This is a genomic window from Rubrivivax soli (assembly GCF_049810355.1).
GTDB lineage: Bacteria > Pseudomonadota > Gammaproteobacteria > Burkholderiales > Burkholderiaceae_C > Rubrivivax.
In genome coordinates this window covers 1,324,465-1,340,470 of the sequence record NZ_CP187368.1, presented here as the reverse complement: position 1 = coordinate 1,340,470, position 16,006 = coordinate 1,324,465, and the positions used below count along the sequence as shown (strand labels likewise).

Below are 16,006 nucleotides of genomic sequence, written 5' to 3'. Positions count from 1 at the left end.
ACTCAAGGACATTGAGGCACGGAGCGCGGCTTGAGACCGTGCGGCTCACCCCACCGGGAGCCCATCGTGCGAGCCACGGCGCAGCAGCCCCAGCGGGTTCCCGATGGCACCCTGGTCGCGATCCATGCTCACTCGATCCACTTTCGATCTCCACTTTCGCGGCGCAGACGACGACCGCGAGCACGACGTTATCGACCGGCGCATGCATCCGGGCCGGCGCGACGCAACAGGAAGTACGCGACTGGCGATGGCGGGCGCGGCGGTCGTGCGTCGGGTACCAGCGATCGTTTGCGTGAAGGACGGCATGCAAGTCCGCAAGGTTAAGACATGGTTTGCGCGGGGCGGGTCGGAGCGGAACGGATACGCCAGTTGCTCGGCAAAACTGTGGGGGACCGGATCACCCTCAATGCCGACCGGACCAAGCGCCGCGTCGGGCCGATGGAAGGTTCGGAAGCAGTGGTCCCAGACCAGCCAGAACTCGCCGAAGTTGACCTGGGCGTCATTGAAGCGCTCCCGATGGTGCCAGCGGTGGACTTCGGCGACACCGACGAGGTAGCTGAGCGGCCCCAGGTAGTCCAAGTTGGCATGCTGGAACGCGAGGTGCATAGCGAGGATTGCCAACCACCCGCCCAGAACTTCGGCAGGGGTGCCGAGCAGGCCCAGCACCAGCAGCCCCGGGCCGGCCATCAGCGCCGCGTGGATTGGGTGCCGACGCTCACCGTTCAGCCAATAGAGCCGGCGCGGTGAGTGGTGGATGCTGTGCAGCCGCCACAGCACACCGTAGCGGTGGCTTAGGCGGTGCATGACGTACAGAGACAGGTCCAGCGGCAGGCCGGCCAGGAACACCTGTGCCAGATACGGCCACTCGGTCGGCCACCGAACGCCTTCCCGCTCCACCGAGGCCCGGAGCAGGACAAAGCCCATCACCGCACCGTGCATGACTGCAAGGTTGACGATGGCGTGAGCAACGTCGGCCGGAAAGTCGCGGTCCCGCACTTGCCACTGCAATTCGAAGGGGAACCAGCGCTCGAGCAACGCCACGGCCGCTAGGCCGCAAACGACCAGCGCTATCAGCCATGCAATCGGGTTGCCCATGGACGGCGCCCAAGCCACTCCGACGATGACCGACGCCATCAGGGCGGGATACGCCACGTACCGGACCGCTAAACCAAGCCATCGCAACCCCCGTTCGTTGCCGGGAGTGTTGCCAGGGGGCCCGGTGCGGGCGCTTGAACAAACCTGCTACGGAGGGGCAGCTTGACTCTGTACTTGCTGCAGGGTTTCCAATGGGGGTCGTTGAAGGTGTCCTGCTGTGCGCGGGATCGCAAAGGAGACGAGTGAGCTGCGACGATGAGCACGACCTCGACGCCAGCCGGGCGGCCGACCGCCGCATCCTGTGGTGGGTGCTGCTGATCAATGTCGGCCAATGCGTGGCCGGCGTGGGCGTCGGGTTGTGGGCGGCCTCCACGGCGGTGATCGGCGCCGCGCTCGACAACCTCGCCGACGCGTCGGTCTATGGCGTCAGCCTGTACGCGGTCGGCCGCGCGGCATCGATCAAGGTGCGGGCCGCGCGCTTGTCTGGATGGCTGTTGATCGGGCTGGCGGCGATGCTGGCAGTAGAAGTGCTGCGCCGCTTCTTCGGCGGCGAAGCGCCGATAGGCCCCGCGATGATGGCGATGGCCGCCGTCAACGCCGCGCTGAACATCGTCTGTTTGCGCCTGCTCAAGCGTCACCGCGGGGAGGACGTCAACTTCAAGGCGTCCGCCATCTTTACGAGCAACGATTCGATCGTGAACCTGGCGATCGTGCTGTCGGGCGCGCTCGTGATCTGGTGGGGATCGAACCTGCCGGACGTCGTGCTCGGCCTGGTGGTGGCCGCCATCGCCGCCAACGGCGGCCGGGAGATCCTGGCCGAGGCTCGCGAGGCCGCGGAGAGAGCGGACGCCAAAAAAGCGTGACGATCGTCAGACGATGCCGGATGGGCACTTGACTCTGTAGTCACTACAGGCGGTTAAATCGAACTCCGAAGCGAGTGAAAGTCGAGCGATGCAGACCGAACAAGTTCAAGACACAGGTGCGCCACTGCGCTCCGATCAAAGCCATCCCGTGCCCTCGCCAAGCTTGCGGACCACGGCCTTCCGCGTTGCCAACATGGACTGTCGCAACGAGGAAGCAGCGATCCGGGCCCGGTTGTCCCAGCTTCCCCAGGTCGGGTCACTCTCGTTCGACCTGCCTGCCCGCAGGCTCGTTGTCGAGCATGAGCTGCCCGATCCCCGGCCCCTGCTTCAGGCCTTGACCGAGATCGGCATGTCCACTTCGTTGGAAGCCGAAGGCACGGTCGCCGGGGGCGACGCATGCGGCTCCGCTTGTTCTGCGGCCTGCGGCGGCAGCGTCGTGAGCTTGCCTTCGACGCATGTCTTCACGGTGCCGGACATGGACTGCCGCAACGAGGAAGCGGCGATCCGAGCCCGGCTGGAGCCACTGGACGGGGTCAACTTGCTGGAGTTCGACCTGCGAGCGCACCGGCTGTCGGTGGTGCACACCTTGCCCTCCGCCGAGCCGATCCTGCAGCAGTTGCGGGCGCTAGGCATGTGCGCGCACCTGGGCAACACCACGGAGGTGGCACCACCCTCGAGCCCCGACGCGGACGCCGCTTGCGGCCCCTGCGGCAAGCCCGAACCGTCGCTGGTGTCGGTGCCTGCGGCAAGCGGCAACACCACGCAGTTCCTGATCACAAACATGGACTGCCCGACCGAGGAGGCGCTGATCCGCAAGCACCTGGGCAAGCTCGACGCGATCGACCGGCTCGACTTCGACCTGATGAACCGCCGGCTGGCCGTGCAGCACCGCCTGGGCGATCCCGCACCCGTGCTCGATGCGCTGCGCGAGATCGGCATGCAGGCCACCGTCGAACGCGAGGCCGGGGCCAGCCCGCAGGGACGGGCCACCTATCTGATCGAGAAGATGGACTGCCCTACCGAGGAGGCGCTGCTGCGCAAGGCCCTCGAAGGCCTGCCGGGCGTGGCAGCGCTGCAGTTCGACCTGATGAGCCGCACGCTGACCGTCAGCCACTCGCTCGACGACGCGTCGCCCATCACGGCGGCCATCGAGCGCCTGGGCATGGCGCCGGTCCTGCGCGCCAGCAGCCGGCCCGCGCCGGCGGTGACAAGCGAGTTCGGCAGCGGCATCTCGAAGAGCCAATCGCTGCGCATGGCCGCCGCCGGCGTGCTGGCGATCGGTGCCGAAGTAATGGCTTTCTCCGGCATGGGTGAATCGTCGCTGCCGGTAGTGGGCGCCTCGCTCGCGGCCATCGCCCTGGGCGGGATCGAGACGCTGAAGAAGGGCTGGATCGCGCTGCGCAGCCGGTCGCTCAACATGAACCTGCTGATGACGGTGGCCGTCATCGGCGCCGCGCTGATAGGCCAATGGCCGGAAGCCGCGGTCGTGATCTGGCTGTTTGGCATCGCCGAGATGATCGAGGCGCTGAGCCTGGACCGCGCCCGCAACGCGATCCGCAAGCTGATGGACCTGGCTCCCGAAACGGCGCTCGTGAAGCAGCCCGACGGCCGCTGGGAAGAGGTCAAGGCCGAGACCGTGCCGCTCAGCGCACTGGTCCGCGTGCGCCCCGGCGAGCGCATCGCGCTCGACGGCGTGGTCGTCTCGGGCGCCTCGGCGGTCAATCAGGCGCCCATCACCGGCGAGAGCATGCCGGTGGAGAAGAACCCCGGCGACACCGTCTTTGCCGGCACGATCAACGAGCGCGGCACGCTCGAGTTCGAAGTGCGCTCGCGCAAGGGCGAAACCACGCTCGACCGCATCGCCCGCTCGGTGCAGGACGCGCAGGGCCAGCGCGCGCCGACACAGCGCTTCGTCGACCGCTTCGCGAGCGTCTACACACCGGTGGTCTTTGCGCTCGCGATCGCCATCGCCGTGATCCCGCCGCTGTTTTTCGGCGGCGGCTGGTTCGACTGGGTCTACAAGGCGCTGGTGATGCTGGTGATCGCGTGCCCCTGCGCGCTGGTCATCTCGACGCCGGTCACCGTGGTCAGCGGCCTGGCGGCGGCGGCAAGGCGCGGCATCCTCGTCAAGGGCGGCCTGTACCTGGAACAGGGGCGCATGCTGCGCTCCGTGGCGCTGGACAAGACCGGCACCTTGACGCACGGCCGGCCGTCACTGACCGAGACGGTGCCGGTGGCCTCGATGCCGCGCGAAGAAGTGTTGCGCGTCGCGGCGAGCCTCGACGCCTTGTCCGAGCACCCGGTTGCCACCGCGATCGTCAATGGGTATGGGGACCGGCCGCACGCCACCGTGCAGCGCTTCGAGGCCTTGGCCGGTCGCGGCGTCAAAGGAGACATCGACGGCCAGACCTACTACATCGGCAACCAGCGGCTGGCCACCGAGCTGGGAGTCGCGACCGAGCCGGTGCGCACGCTGCTGGAGCAGTTCGAAGCCCAGGCCAAGACCGCCGTGGTCCTTGCCACGGCCCAGCAAGCGCTGGCCGTACTGGCGGTGGCTGACACCGTGCGCAACAGCAGCAAGCAGGCGGTCGCCGAGTTGAAGCGGCTCGGCGTGGAGCCGGTGATGCTCACCGGCGACAACAGCAAGACGGCCCAGGCCGTGGCGGCGCAGGTCGGCATCACCGATGCACGCGGCGAGCTGCTGCCGCACGACAAGCTGGAGGCCATCGAGAAGCTGGCGGCCCAGGGCCCCGTGGGCATGGTCGGCGACGGCGTCAACGACGCGCCTGCGCTGGCGAAGTCGAGCATCGGGTTCGCCATGGGCGCCGCCGGCACCGACACCGCGATCGAGACCGCGGACGTGGCGCTGATGCAGGACGACCTGCGCAAGCTGCCCGAGTTCATCGCGCTGTCCCGCAGGGTCGGCGGCATCCTGAAGGCCAACATCACGTTCGCCATCGGCACCAAGGCGGTCTTCATGGTGCTCGCCTTCACCGGCCATGCCAGCCTGTGGCTGGCGATCCTCGCTGACATGGGTGCGAGTCTGGTCGTCGTCTTCAACGGACTGCGCCTGCTGGGCCGTTCGGCACCCACCGATGGCCGTGGTGCCGGCTGAGCGCGGCGTGCGCCTGGGCTTCGCGCTGGCGGGCCTGGTGCTGGCCGCCGACGTGGCGACGAAGGCCGCGATCGTCGCGTGGGTCGAGTACGGCGCGGTCCACGAGTGGCTGCCGATTCTCAACATCGTGCACGTGCTCAACCGCGGCGCGGCGTTCAGCTTCCTGCACGATGCGGGCGGCTGGCAGCGCCACTTCTTCATCGCGATCGCAATAGCGGCGTCGGTCTTCCTGATCTGGATGATCCGGCGGCCCGGTACGTCGATCATGGAGCGCACGAGCTTCGGACTGATCCTCGGGGGCGCCTTGGCGAACATGGTCGACCGCCTCGTGCGCGGCGCCGTGGTGGACTGGATCGACTTCCATTGGGGCCCGCATCACTGGCCGGCGTTCAACATGGCGGACGTCGGCATCAGCATCGGTGCGGTGCTGCTCGTGGTTCACGAGGTCTTCGGCAGGAAGCGGCTGCGCGAAGCGAATGGATGAACTCGACGCATCGGGCCGGCCGTTGCTGGTCATGGGCCGAGGTTGGGCCGTCTACGCCGGCCCGGTGGAGCCCGGCCGGCTGCACCGGCACCAGGCGACGCAGTTGGCGTGGTGTTCGCTCGGCACCTTGCGACTGGAAGGCGCATGGGGCGTAATGGACAGTCCGGGGCATTTCCTGCCCGCCTCCGTACCGCATCGGCTCGTGGCTGCGCAGCCCTTGCGCATGGTGTTCCTCGATCCAACCGTGCTGGGGCATGAGGCTGCCCGGAGTCTCCCGGAGAGCGCGGCCGCGCTGACAACCATGCAGGTCGATGTTCTGGAGGACGAGCTTGACCGCTGGTTGCAAGGCGAGGACCTGGCGCACGACCACCAGCCGCCGGACTCTCGCACCGACGACGACCCGCGCTGGACGAACGTGCTCGCTTGGCTCGAGCAGGCGCTCGAGGCGTCGGTGAGGGTCGAGGACGCCGCCGAAGTGGTGGGCCTGTCGCCTTCCCGCTTCATGCATTGGTTCGCCGAAGCTTCAGGCCTGTCCTTTCGCGCCTACGTCCGTTGGCTGCGCCTGCAACGTGCCGTGCGCACGCTCTCGGACGGGTCGACGCTTACCGAAGCAGCGCACCTGGCCGGCTTCGCCGACAGCGCCCATCTGACACGCACCTTCGTCGCCACCTTCGGCGTGCCCCCGGCGCCATTGCGCGGGGCACGCATCGTTTGCGCCGACCACGTCACGCCACCGCTCACGCCGCGCGGGCTGTCACTTGTCGAAACCTGCTGAGCATCGCTCGAACCGAACATGGACTTGATGCTGCTGGGCAAGGCGATCGTGCTGGGCATCGTGGAAGGTCTGACCGAGTTCCTGCCGATCTCGTCGACCGGCCACCTGATCCTCGCGTCGTCGTTGCTGCGCTTCGATCACCATGCCGCGCAGGTGTTCGAGATCACGATCCAGTCCGGCGCGATGCTCGCCGTGGTCTGGCACTACCGGGCGCAGTTGACGGCCACCGCTCTCGGTCTGACCACCGATCCTGCGCGCCGGCGGTTCGCGCTGAATCTGTTGGTTGCCTTCGTTCCCGCGGCCGTCTTCGGTCTGCTGTTCGGTTCGCTTATCAAGGGGCACCTCTTCAACCCGACCACGGTGGCCGTCACGTTTGTGCTCGGGGGCGTGGTGATCCTGCTGGTGGAGCGTTCGCAACGCAAGCGCCGTCCCGGCGCCTCTCGGCGCCCGGACATCGGAACCGTGGACGACCTGACCCCGAGAGACGCGCTGCGGATCGGTCTCGTCCAATGCGCAGCGTTGATCCCAGGGACGAGCCGGTCCGGGGCGACGATCATCGGCTCGATGCTGCTCGGGCTACCGAGACAGGTGGCCACCGAGTTCAGCTTCTACCTCGGCATCCCCACCCTCTTCGCGGCGGCTGCCTACTCGACGTGGCAGCACCGGGACGAGTTGCGGATCGAGGACGTGCCGCTGTTCGCCATGGGTACCGTCGTAGCCTTCATCAGTGCGCTGGCTTGCATCCGCTGGCTCATCCGCTATGTCTCGACCCACGACTTCAGCCCGTTGGGCTGGTACAGGATCGCCTTTGGTGCACTGATTCTGTTGAGCTCGGCCTCGGGGTGGAAGTCTTGGCCGGGGTCTTGATCAACTCTTTCCACCGCAAAAGGCGCGACATGTCGCTGACTCGCATGCTTGCAATTCCACTTGGCTTTTGGGCGCTGGTGGTTTCCTTCGGCGCTGAAGCGCAGGCAGTCGGAAGCAGCGCGCCTGCATTCGAGCTTCCCACCGCCGGCAAGCCGGTGCGTCTGGCGGACCTGAAGGGTCAGGTCGTGTACGTCGACTTCTGGGCCTCGTGGTGCGTTCCGTGCAAGTTGTCGTTTCCGTTCATGAACGACATGCACGCCAAGTACGGGCCGCTGGGCTTGACGATCGTCGCCATCTCGGTCGACCGCAAACGCGAGGATGCAGAACAGGTTCCTACGCGCAACGCCCGCCAGGTTCGTCATCGCATACGACGCGGAAATGAAGGTCGCGGACCTGTACCAGCCGAAGGGCATGCCCACCTCCTACCTGATCGGCACGGACGGCAAGGTGCGCGCCGTTCACGGCGGCTTCCGCTTGGACGATCGAGAGAAGATCGAGAAGGAGATTCGGGCGGCTCTCGGTGTCGCTCGCAAGTAGGCGGAAGCGACGACGACCTTGCGCGGCGCTGCCGAGGCCGTCAACTGTCGGCGGCAACCGTGCCTGCCGGAACTCCGTTGACAGGGGGACCCATACCCGCTTTCAGGTGCGCCGCTTTGCCAGGCGCATCAGATGCTCGGCCACCTCCAACGACTTGGGGTTCGAGCCCGCCATCGAGCCCGAGGTGAGCCAGCGGCCGTCGACGCCTATCGACGGCGTTCCCTGGAAGCGGTAGCCGTTGGCCAGGGTGGTGGCCTGCGTCACCTTGGAAGCAACCGAGAAAGAGTTCACCGTGCTGACAAGACGGCCGGCATCGACGTCGTTCCTGGTTGCAAAGTCCGCAACGTGCTCGACCGTGTCGATGCGCCTGCGCTCCTCGTGCAGGGTGGTGAACACTTTGCGATGAAGTTGCTCCACGAGCCCCAAAGATTCGATCGCGAAGTACAGCCTCTGGTGCAACACCATGGGGCCTGCTCGAAAGGCGACGGGAATGCGCCGGAATCGCACGTCGCTGGGCAGCTTCTTCTGCCAGGCGTCGATCGTCGGCTCGAAGGCATGACAGTGTTCGCAGCCGTACGCGAAAAACTCCAGAACCTCGACCTGGTTGGGGTCCAGTGTGGGCTGGCGGGGCGACACGGCCACGTAGTGTTTGCCTTCCACAGGCCACGGTTCGGCTAGAACAGATACCGAGGCGCCGGCAAGGGATACGGAGGCGATCTTGGAGAAGCTGCGACGGTTCATCTCAACAACAGGCTATCGACGAGCTGCGAATGCTCAGGCATGAAGTCCGTTCAGAGTCAAGCCCCTACTCGGCTGGCAAAGCGCCTCGGGCACGCGCAGCAACGCGGTAGATGCCGGCAGTGCTGAATCCATCGAAGCAAGGGTCCACGGCGGCAACTTGCAAGGCGGGGCGGTCAGCCGGACCCGTTCCGGCATCCGCTGCACTTTCCGATCAGGCTGCATGAAGCGCCAAGTGGACCCAGCCTGGCGCCCGTCGCAGCGCGTTAAGTCTCACGCGCAAGCGCCGTGGCAGGCGTGCCGTTCACCGTCACCGCCGGCAAAGCCTTGTTGCCCATGGTCCCGCCTCAATGTGCACCTGGCACGTGCCGCCGCTTCGCCCGCGTGGTCGGTACGGCGGGCGCGCCGTCCAGGCGACTGAGGATGCCGCACTCCGCCAGCGCTCGGGCTCCCGCGCAGTGCGCGCGCAGCGCCTTCAGGTCCCTTTCGAGCTCCCGGAGTTCGCGGATGCGGTGCACCACGTGGCCGATGTGCTCGTCCAGCAGCGCGTTGACCTCGCCGCAATCCTTTGCTGGCGCATCCCGCAACATGATGAGGGCCCGGATCTCGTCGAGCGTCATGTCCAGATTCCGGCACTGCCGAATGAAGACAAGCCGCTCGGCGTGCTCCGGCAGGTACATGCGGTAGTTGTTGTCCGCCCGCGCGGGCGGTGGCAGAAGACCTTCGCGCTCGTAGAAGCGAATCGTCTCGACGGGGGTTCCGGTGGCTTCGGCCAAGGCTCCGATCTTCATGGCACTCTGACGGGTTGCGGTTGGGAAAGTGCCCAATACTTTACATCCGCTACAGGCTTTACCCATTCGCAGTGGTCATCGAGATGTTGTGGCAACAGCACTTATGTCTGGGCCATCACAGCGTAGGGACGGGTGCGCAAACTCGATCCGGGCCTGGCCGGGCGGTCGTAGAGCGTAACCGGGAGCGGCGCTGCGCCGTAGATAGGTGCGGCCGGTGTCGCGCGGGTAGACGCCTTCCAAACGACTCGATGCTGACGGGAGGCCGAGCGGGCCACGCCGGTGCCTGCTCCGCGGGGAGATCGCGGCACGCGGGGTGGAGCTCCGCCATCGGCCGCCTGCAGCAGCGCCTTGATTCTGCGCAAGTCCCGTTCTCAATGCCCGTCGCCGCCCAGCAGGGCCCTGCGGCCGACAAGGCCGCAGCGTCGAAGGTGGCCGCCCCGAACACCGCCGAGTTCGACAAGCAGCTGGCGCAGGTGCAGGAGCACATGAAGCTGATGCAGGCCCAGATGGAACGGATGCGCGCGACGCAGGATCCCCAGGAGCGACAGAAGCTGCTGCAGGAGCACTGGACGAGCATGCAGTCGGCGATGACGGCGATGCACGGCATGTGGGGACCCGGCGGCGGCATGGCTGCTGCATGGGCGGCCCGGGCATGATGATGGGCGCCCCGATGATGGACTGGGGCCACATGCGCGGCTACTACTCGAACCTCACGCCCGAGCAGCTCAAGCAGCGCCAGTACATGATGGAACAGTACCTGCCGATGCAGCAGATGATGATGAACCACATGATGTGGCATCAGCAGTGGATGAACCCGACGCCGGCGCCCACCAAGTGAGGGCAAGCATGGACGCCAGGTACGGCTTCGGCAAGACCGTTCGGCTGTCGTTCGCGGACGCGCTGGCTCGTGTCACGCTGGCGCTGCAGGCAGAGGGCTTCGGCGTGCTCACCGAGATCGATGTACAGGCGACGCTGAAGAAGAAGCTCGGTGCGGACATGCCACCCTACCGGATCCTCGGGGCGTGCAACCCGGCGCTGGCCCACCGCGCGCTGACGGCAGAGCCCTCGATCGGGGTGTTGCTGCCATGCAATGTGGTGGTGCGCGAAGACCCGTCCGGAAGCGTCCGAGTCGAGTTCATGGATCCCAGCGCCGTGCTCGACCTGGTCGATCGGCCAGAGATCGCGCAGCTTGCCGGCGAAGTGCGACAGCGCCTTGAGCGGGTGATGGCGGCGCTCTAGAAAGGCTGTCAGACGCACGCCCGAGTCATCGGATCGGCACGGCCGCCACCGGTCGTCAGATCCAAGCCGGCTGCGGCCTCCGGGCGGTGATGGCGTCGACGGCGAAGCCGACCAGCGCGCTCACCAGCACCACCAACTGCGCAACCTTGGTCTTGGCCGACCATAGGCCCTGCATCTCAGTTCGTGTCTGCCGAGCGGATTCACGGCAAGCCGGTCCAGCTTCCTGAAGGCGGGCCTAGCCTTTGCCGCCGACCACCACAGCCAACACCGCCGCAGCCAACACCGCCGCAAGCGCTGAGTTGGCGACGAAGAATTTGCCGATGGGCATACACGCACAAGTACGCGACAGCAGCCAGTGGCCAGAAGCCAGAACCGACGGAGACGGCGAAGGAGGCTGCCGGAAGCGGCCATTGGCGGCCGACTGCTACTGGCCGGGACGAGCCAAAGTGGAGCTCAAGTTGACCGCCCTAAACCGGTCATCCAGGGCAGGCCAGCACGGAAAATTCTGAGCGGATCACCAGGGTCCGGTTATGGCCGGGTCCGTGAGATCTCGAAGGGCCGCTTCGTAGAAGCCAAACAAGAAAAACGATGGCTCGCCGTCCGGCTGCTTTGGAGCAACCCGGCGGGCAGGTTTGGGTCGGGTTCAGTCGGTCGTCCCGGGCAGAAGCAGTCGTTCCCGTACCGTGCCGCGGGCAGCCTTGCTCGAGCGACCGGTCAACGAGGCGCAGCGGTCATCCGGGCCGCCGCCCCGCGAACGACCGGTTCCGGTCCATGCCGTCGTTCAGCGGCCGAAGCTGACCGACCGCACCCAGTCTGAAGCCGAACGCCGGTCAACACAGACCGGCGAGTGGTCCTATGTCCACTGAGGTTCGAGTCCAGAGGGAACACCTCGCCCGCCCTTCCCCTGGAAAGCCGCCTGCCCGCCGAAACGGCGGACACCTCGATTCGTGAGAGATTGCAGTCCTAACCCATTCCAGGGAAGGACAACAAGACGTGGACATCGAAGCCCTGCAGGCCACCCTGCGCACCTTCGCGGCCGAACGCGACTGGCAACCCTTCCACACGCCCAAGAATCTCAGCACCGCGCTGATCGTGGAGGCGGCGGAGCTCGCCGAGATCTTCCAGTGGATGACGCCCGAGCAGTCGGCCTCGGCCCACACCGATGCCGTCGTGCGCGAGCAAATCTCCGACGAGGTCGCTGACGTCCTGCTCTATCTCATCCAGATTGCAGACCACACCCAGGTCGACCTCAAGCGCGCAGTCGGCCGCAAACTCGTCAAGAACGCGAAGAAGCACCCGCCCCTACGCACCGGGCTGCCGGCCGGCACGGCCGCCACGTCCACCGTCGAGACCCACGTGCTCGTGGATTGGGAAAACGTGCAGCCTAAGGAGAGCGACCTGCGCGCCCTCGTCCCGGACGTGACGGACGTGTGGATCTTCCACGGGCCGAACCAGAAGGTGGATCCGGAGAGTTATGGATCCTTCGGTTCGCGCGTCACACTCGTGAAGATCGCGCGCGCGGGCAAGAACGCGCTGGACTTCCACCTCTCCTTCTACATGGGCTACATCGCCTCGCGTCATCCGGATGCACGCTTCGTGGTGGTGTCCAACGACAAAGGGTACGGCCCCATGCTCGAGCACGCCGAGGAGTTGGGGTTCTCGGCGAGGCAGGCCGCATTCGGTGCGTCCAAGCCTAAGTCCAGTGGGGGCCCGATGTTCACGCTGGCAGTCACGCCGAAACCAGCGGCGAAGTTGGCCGCTCCGGCTGCGAAGAAGGTAGCGGCGAAGGCCACCGCAGCCGCCAAGACAGCGAGTCCTGCTACGCCCGAGCCTGCAGCCAAGAAGGCTGCAGCGAAGGCACCCGCCAAGGCTCCTGCCAAAAAAGCAGTTGCGAAGAAGACGCCGGCGAAGACCGCCGCGAAGACGGCGGCCAAGAAGACGACCACGCAAACAGCAGCCACCCCGAAGCCTCAAGCAGCCACCAAGAAGGCCAAGGCGCCCGCGAAGAAGACCCGAGGTCTGGAACACGTGCTGCCCAACCTCGCGAAACTCCAGAGCAAGCCGACTCGCAAGTCGACCTTGCGCGCACTCATCAAGTCATTGCTGGCCACCACGGATGACGACCCGGCTATCCAGAAGACCCTCGAAGACCTGATGGCCGCCGGCAAGATCACGATCAGCGACACGGGCGCGGTGCAGTACAGCCTGTAGCAAGCAGACGAGCGTAGCTTCTCACCCCCCTCTCTTCGTGGAGCCGTGACGGGAGGCGATCCCGGACGTACGATGTCCGGATGGCTTCCCCCGTCATGTCGCTGGACGTGCTGCCCGCGTCTTTCGGCGACAGCCTGCTGCTGACCTGCCATACGCCGTCTCGCCCGTGGCGGTTGCTGATCGATAGCGGTCCGGACGAAACCTACAAGGCACTGCAGCGTCACCTGCGCACGCTCACGCCAGGCGCGCAGGGCAAGAGGGTCATCGACACGTTTGTGGTTTCGCACATCGATCACGACCACATCGGCGGAGCGGCACAGCTGCTCAACGACGCGTCGCTCGATCTCGAGTTCGGCGACATCTGGTTCAACGCGCCCGCACCCGCCGGTCCTCGTATCCGCGGGGTGGCCGAAGGGCAGCGCCTGGCCGAACTGCTGGGGGCGTCTTCGCGCGTGCTTCCCTGGAACACGGCGATAAACGGCCAGTGGCTGTGCTCGTCAGCCGATCAGCGCTGCCCGCGCATCACACCGCGTCGGGGCATCAAGGTGACAGTGGTCTCGCCGTCGCTCAAGAAGCTCAAGGCGCTCTTCGCGCAGTGGGACAAGGAGATCGCAAAGCTGCGCGCGAAGACGCGCGAGGCCGTGGAGCCGACACGCCTGCCGAGAGGGATGCCTTCACTGGACGACCTGGCAGCGTCCAAGACTGCAATCGACAAGGCCCTGCCCAACGGATCCAGCATCGCCCTGCTGGTGGAGTACAAAAAGAAGTCCGTACTGCTCGCAGCCGACGGGCATCCCGATGTGCTGGTGGAAGAAATGCGCTCCCTGGCCGACAGCCGCCAGATGAAGTTGCCCTGGAACGTGGATGTCTTCAAGCTGCCGCACCACAGCAGCCGGGCCAACGTGACGACAGAACTGCTGAAGGTCGTGCGCGCTAGGCACTACGTCGTGAGCACGAACAACGCGCAGTTCGGGCATCCGGATGCCGAGGCACTCGCGCGCGTCATTTGCGCGGGCGGCCAGCCGACGATCTGGTTCAACTACGCGACGAAGCAGAACCTATCGTGGAACGACCCGGCGCGACAGGCCCAGTACGGTTACATCTGCCGTTACCCTGCGGCGCCGGGCGGCGGCGTGCGGCTTGAACTTTAGCTACCTGCGACAGCATTGCAGCGGGAGCGGTCGTCTGTCGAGAGCGGCCGAAGGGCTGATCACCGCCGCGGATCGGGCGTTCGCCGGACTGCCAACCAGGTGCGCCCGACCCTGAGCGCCAGCGGGGGTTCTTACCCCTTGCTCCCTTCCTACCTTCACGCTGATGGTGCGCCGTCGGATCAGGGGCGCAGCGTCACGGCTTCCACGCGCCGACGACAAGCGTCATCCATCTTCACCATGTATCTAGCGACGCTTCGTGTACGAGCCACTCTCGTTGTAGCGTCGAATACCGACGTTCGGATCGAAGCGCGCGTCCAGCATCGGAGACGAGAGGTACAGAAGTACCAGAACCTCTCCCGCCTTGCCCGGGATGCACTCCTCGGTAACCTCGTAGTTCTCGGCGTCGTCATTCTCGAACCAGACCTCGCCCGGTTGCTTGCGTGCCGATGCGACGCGTGTTCCGGCGGTCAAGAGACCGTGAGCAAATGAGTCGTCGTCCAAGCGGCTGCGCAGCCACCAGCGGCGTGGCACGTGCTTGGCGGGCTTGCTCCACTTGAGCCCTTGGGCCGAGTAGCTGGCGACGATCACTGGCAGCGTATCGATGTCGGCCAAGCGGATTGCCGTTGCCAAGAGGCTGGTCTCGTAGTCGTTCGATAGGCCATCGAGCTCCTTGAACCCGGGCTTCCCCAGCGCCTTTACAGCGGGCCCGAAGAACACTGCTGGCATGAGCAGGTGCGCTGAATACTCGTCGGCCTCGCGCTCGCGCGGCTTGTCCGACGTCAGGTTACGGTCGGGGTCGTCGGCGCGGCACGCGAACGACTTTCCTCGGTGTAGTTCCCAGTGCCCGAGTTCATGCCCCACCGAGAATCTCTCCCGACCTCGGACGCTCGAGGGCCGAATCGTCGCGATAGCGCGGTCACCGGCGCCGACCAGCATGGCTTCGCAGCCCTCGAGTGCCTCGTACTCCACCAGCATTCGGGCGTCGAAGGCGATCGCGTCGACGTCAATGTCGCGCGGGTCGCTGATGCCGAGCTCCGCTATTCGGGCCTCGGCGCGCTCGCCAGGGGTCATCGGGAATCATCCCCAGCCCCGGGCGGGACGACGCCAAGACGAACAAACTTGCTGTACAGGGCGAGCGCAGCCTGGTCCGACAACTCATCGAGCTGGCGCGCCGCCATGGTGTACCGGCCGGTGTTGGCCGCCTCGCGGAGAAAGGCCTTGGCCTCGGTGGCGCTCACCGACCCGCTGCCGCGGATACGCGAGAGAGCCCGCGCTCCAGCCAGGCCTGCCTTGGCGGCGGCCAGTCTCCGCTTGGCGGCCTCCTGTTTCGCCGCGCTCAGCAGAGTCAGCCCACGTGCCTGGATGGCGGCCGGACCATCGCCGTCGAGGACCTGCTCGTCGCTCATGCCCATCAACTCGGCAAGCAGTGCGTCCAGCAAGACGCTCAGGTCATCCTGCAGCTTTTGAGGCGCAGTCATTTCAGTTTCCTCGCTGCAGCAGCCGGCTTGAGCTTTCGCAGCAAGCGCTGTCGTGCCGCATCAAATTGTTTGGCGTCGAGACCGGTTTCCTGCCGAGCCTCGGCGCCGCTGTAGCCCATGGCCCACGCCATCAGAACCAGCTCGGCCTGGTCGTCGCCCTTGACGAGTTGCTCGATCGCGGCCAGTTGTTGGCGCCCTTCCACGGTGTCCTGCGGGCCAAGACGCTGGACAGCGTGCACTGGTGCCGGTCGGCCCTCCTCGGGCGCCTCTTCTTCGCCCGTCGACACGACGGCGTACTGATCGATCGGGGCGTTTTCGACCCTCTTCTGCGCGTTGCTGGCAACGCTGTGCATTGCCACCTTGAGCGTGACGAGCGGGTGGACACCGCGCCGCCAGGTCCGATCCTCACCGAGGAGATCGACCAGGGTCTCCTGCAGCAGATCTTCCGGGGTCATGTCGGTCAGTCCGTACGCAGCCACGCGCGCGAGGCTTTCGGCGCGGGCCCAGTCGCCGGGCGACATAGCGCCCAGCAACGCCTCGCGCTCGGCCTTGGACAGTGGCTCTTCGTCTGGTGGCTTGGGTTGTTCCATGGTTCGGCTTCCGACCCGTATGACTCCTGGTGATCGCGATCTGGACGCGCGGCGGATCTTTTTTTCTGCCGT

15 protein-coding genes and 2 pseudogenes are annotated in these 16,006 nt (G+C 66.2%); 11 read left to right on the top strand and 6 right to left on the bottom strand.

Annotated features, from left to right (window positions below; genetic code table 11):
• Positions 1-45 precede the first annotated feature (45 nt).
• The gene (locus ACPOLB_RS06025; protein WP_425260402.1) at positions 46-1,134 is read right to left on the bottom strand and encodes a sterol desaturase family protein; all 1,089 of its coding nucleotides are present in this window, start codon (positions 1,132-1,134) and stop codon (positions 46-48) included.
• Between the two features lie 203 nt (positions 1,135-1,337).
• Here ACPOLB_RS06025 and ACPOLB_RS06020 point away from each other — a divergent pair, with 203 nt between their 5' ends.
• From ACPOLB_RS06020 to ACPOLB_RS05990, 7 genes and pseudogenes are all read left to right on the top strand, one after another.
• Positions 1,338-1,958: a cation transporter gene (locus ACPOLB_RS06020; protein ID WP_342451257.1), complete on the top strand. Its 621-nt coding sequence runs from the start codon at positions 1,338-1,340 to the stop codon at positions 1,956-1,958.
• Positions 1,959-2,046: 88 nt separating this feature from the next.
• Positions 2,047-5,073, top strand: a complete 3,027-nt coding sequence (locus ACPOLB_RS06015; RefSeq protein WP_425260401.1) for a heavy metal translocating P-type ATPase — start codon at positions 2,047-2,049, stop codon at positions 5,071-5,073.
• Positions 5,054-5,557 (top strand): signal peptidase II, encoded by a 504-nt coding sequence (gene lspA, locus ACPOLB_RS06010; RefSeq protein ID WP_425260400.1) that lies wholly within the window; start codon positions 5,054-5,056, stop codon positions 5,555-5,557. Before ACPOLB_RS06015 ends, lspA begins: the two co-directional genes overlap by 20 nt.
• Entirely contained in the window at positions 5,550-6,332 is a 783-nt protein-coding gene (locus tag ACPOLB_RS06005) for an AraC family transcriptional regulator (protein ID WP_425260399.1), read from the top strand. Before lspA ends, ACPOLB_RS06005 begins: the two co-directional genes overlap by 8 nt.
• A gap of 18 nt (positions 6,333-6,350) precedes the next feature.
• Positions 6,351-7,199 (top strand): undecaprenyl-diphosphate phosphatase, encoded by an 849-nt coding sequence (locus ACPOLB_RS06000; RefSeq protein WP_425260398.1) that lies wholly within the window; start codon positions 6,351-6,353, stop codon positions 7,197-7,199.
• A 29-nt stretch (positions 7,200-7,228) separates the two neighbouring features.
• Positions 7,229-7,471, top strand: a pseudogene (locus tag ACPOLB_RS05995) (TlpA family protein disulfide reductase); the annotation flags it as partial.
• Between the two features lie 106 nt (positions 7,472-7,577).
• On the top strand, positions 7,578-7,736 hold the full coding sequence (locus ACPOLB_RS05990; protein WP_425262011.1) for a peroxiredoxin family protein: 159 nt from the start codon (positions 7,578-7,580) through the stop codon (positions 7,734-7,736).
• 102 nt (positions 7,737-7,838) lie between these two features.
• Here the strand turns inward: ACPOLB_RS05990 and ACPOLB_RS05985 are convergent, their stop codons facing one another.
• The gene (locus tag ACPOLB_RS05985) at positions 7,839-8,477 is read right to left on the bottom strand and encodes a thiol:disulfide interchange protein DsbA/DsbL (protein ID WP_425260397.1); all 639 of its coding nucleotides are present in this window, start codon (positions 8,475-8,477) and stop codon (positions 7,839-7,841) included.
• Between the two features lie 344 nt (positions 8,478-8,821).
• On the bottom strand, positions 8,822-9,265 hold the full coding sequence (gene cadR / locus ACPOLB_RS05980; protein WP_425260396.1) for a Cd(II)/Pb(II)-responsive transcriptional regulator: 444 nt from the start codon (positions 9,263-9,265) through the stop codon (positions 8,822-8,824).
• Between the two features lie 374 nt (positions 9,266-9,639).
• On the opposite strand from cadR, the pseudogene ACPOLB_RS05975 reads away from it, so the two are divergent.
• The 4 genes and pseudogenes from ACPOLB_RS05975 (at position 9,640) to ACPOLB_RS05960 (ending at position 13,866) form a co-directional block, all read left to right on the top strand.
• A pseudogene (locus ACPOLB_RS05975) lies at positions 9,640-10,103 on the top strand (hypothetical protein).
• An 8-nt stretch (positions 10,104-10,111) separates the two neighbouring features.
• Entirely contained in the window at positions 10,112-10,504 is a 393-nt protein-coding gene (locus tag ACPOLB_RS05970; RefSeq protein ID WP_104301985.1) for a DUF302 domain-containing protein, read from the top strand.
• 993 nt (positions 10,505-11,497) lie between these two features.
• Positions 11,498-12,715, top strand: coding sequence for a nucleotide pyrophosphohydrolase (locus tag ACPOLB_RS05965; protein WP_425260395.1), 1,218 nt, complete (start codon positions 11,498-11,500; stop codon positions 12,713-12,715).
• Between the two features lie 80 nt (positions 12,716-12,795).
• Positions 12,796-13,866 carry a ComEC/Rec2 family competence protein gene (locus ACPOLB_RS05960; protein WP_425260394.1) on the top strand — a complete coding sequence of 357 codons (1,071 nt, stop codon included), beginning with the start codon at positions 12,796-12,798 and terminating at the stop codon, positions 13,864-13,866.
• A 243-nt stretch (positions 13,867-14,109) separates the two neighbouring features.
• Here the strand turns inward: ACPOLB_RS05960 and ACPOLB_RS05955 are convergent, their stop codons facing one another.
• The 3 genes from ACPOLB_RS05955 to ACPOLB_RS05945 are packed head-to-tail and all read right to left on the bottom strand — an operon-like array spanning position 14,110 to position 15,934.
• Positions 14,110-14,937 (bottom strand): ImmA/IrrE family metallo-endopeptidase, encoded by an 828-nt coding sequence (locus tag ACPOLB_RS05955; protein WP_425260393.1) that lies wholly within the window; start codon positions 14,935-14,937, stop codon positions 14,110-14,112.
• Complete coding sequence (locus tag ACPOLB_RS05950) at positions 14,934-15,344, bottom strand: hypothetical protein (RefSeq protein WP_210855997.1); 411 nt, start codon at positions 15,342-15,344, stop codon at positions 14,934-14,936. The genes ACPOLB_RS05955 and ACPOLB_RS05950 overlap by 4 nt, the downstream gene beginning before the upstream one ends.
• A complete protein-coding gene (locus ACPOLB_RS05945; protein ID WP_210855999.1) occupies positions 15,341-15,934 on the bottom strand; it encodes a hypothetical protein in 594 nt (197 codons plus the stop codon). The genes ACPOLB_RS05950 and ACPOLB_RS05945 overlap by 4 nt, the downstream gene beginning before the upstream one ends.
• Positions 15,935-16,006 lie beyond the last annotated feature (72 nt).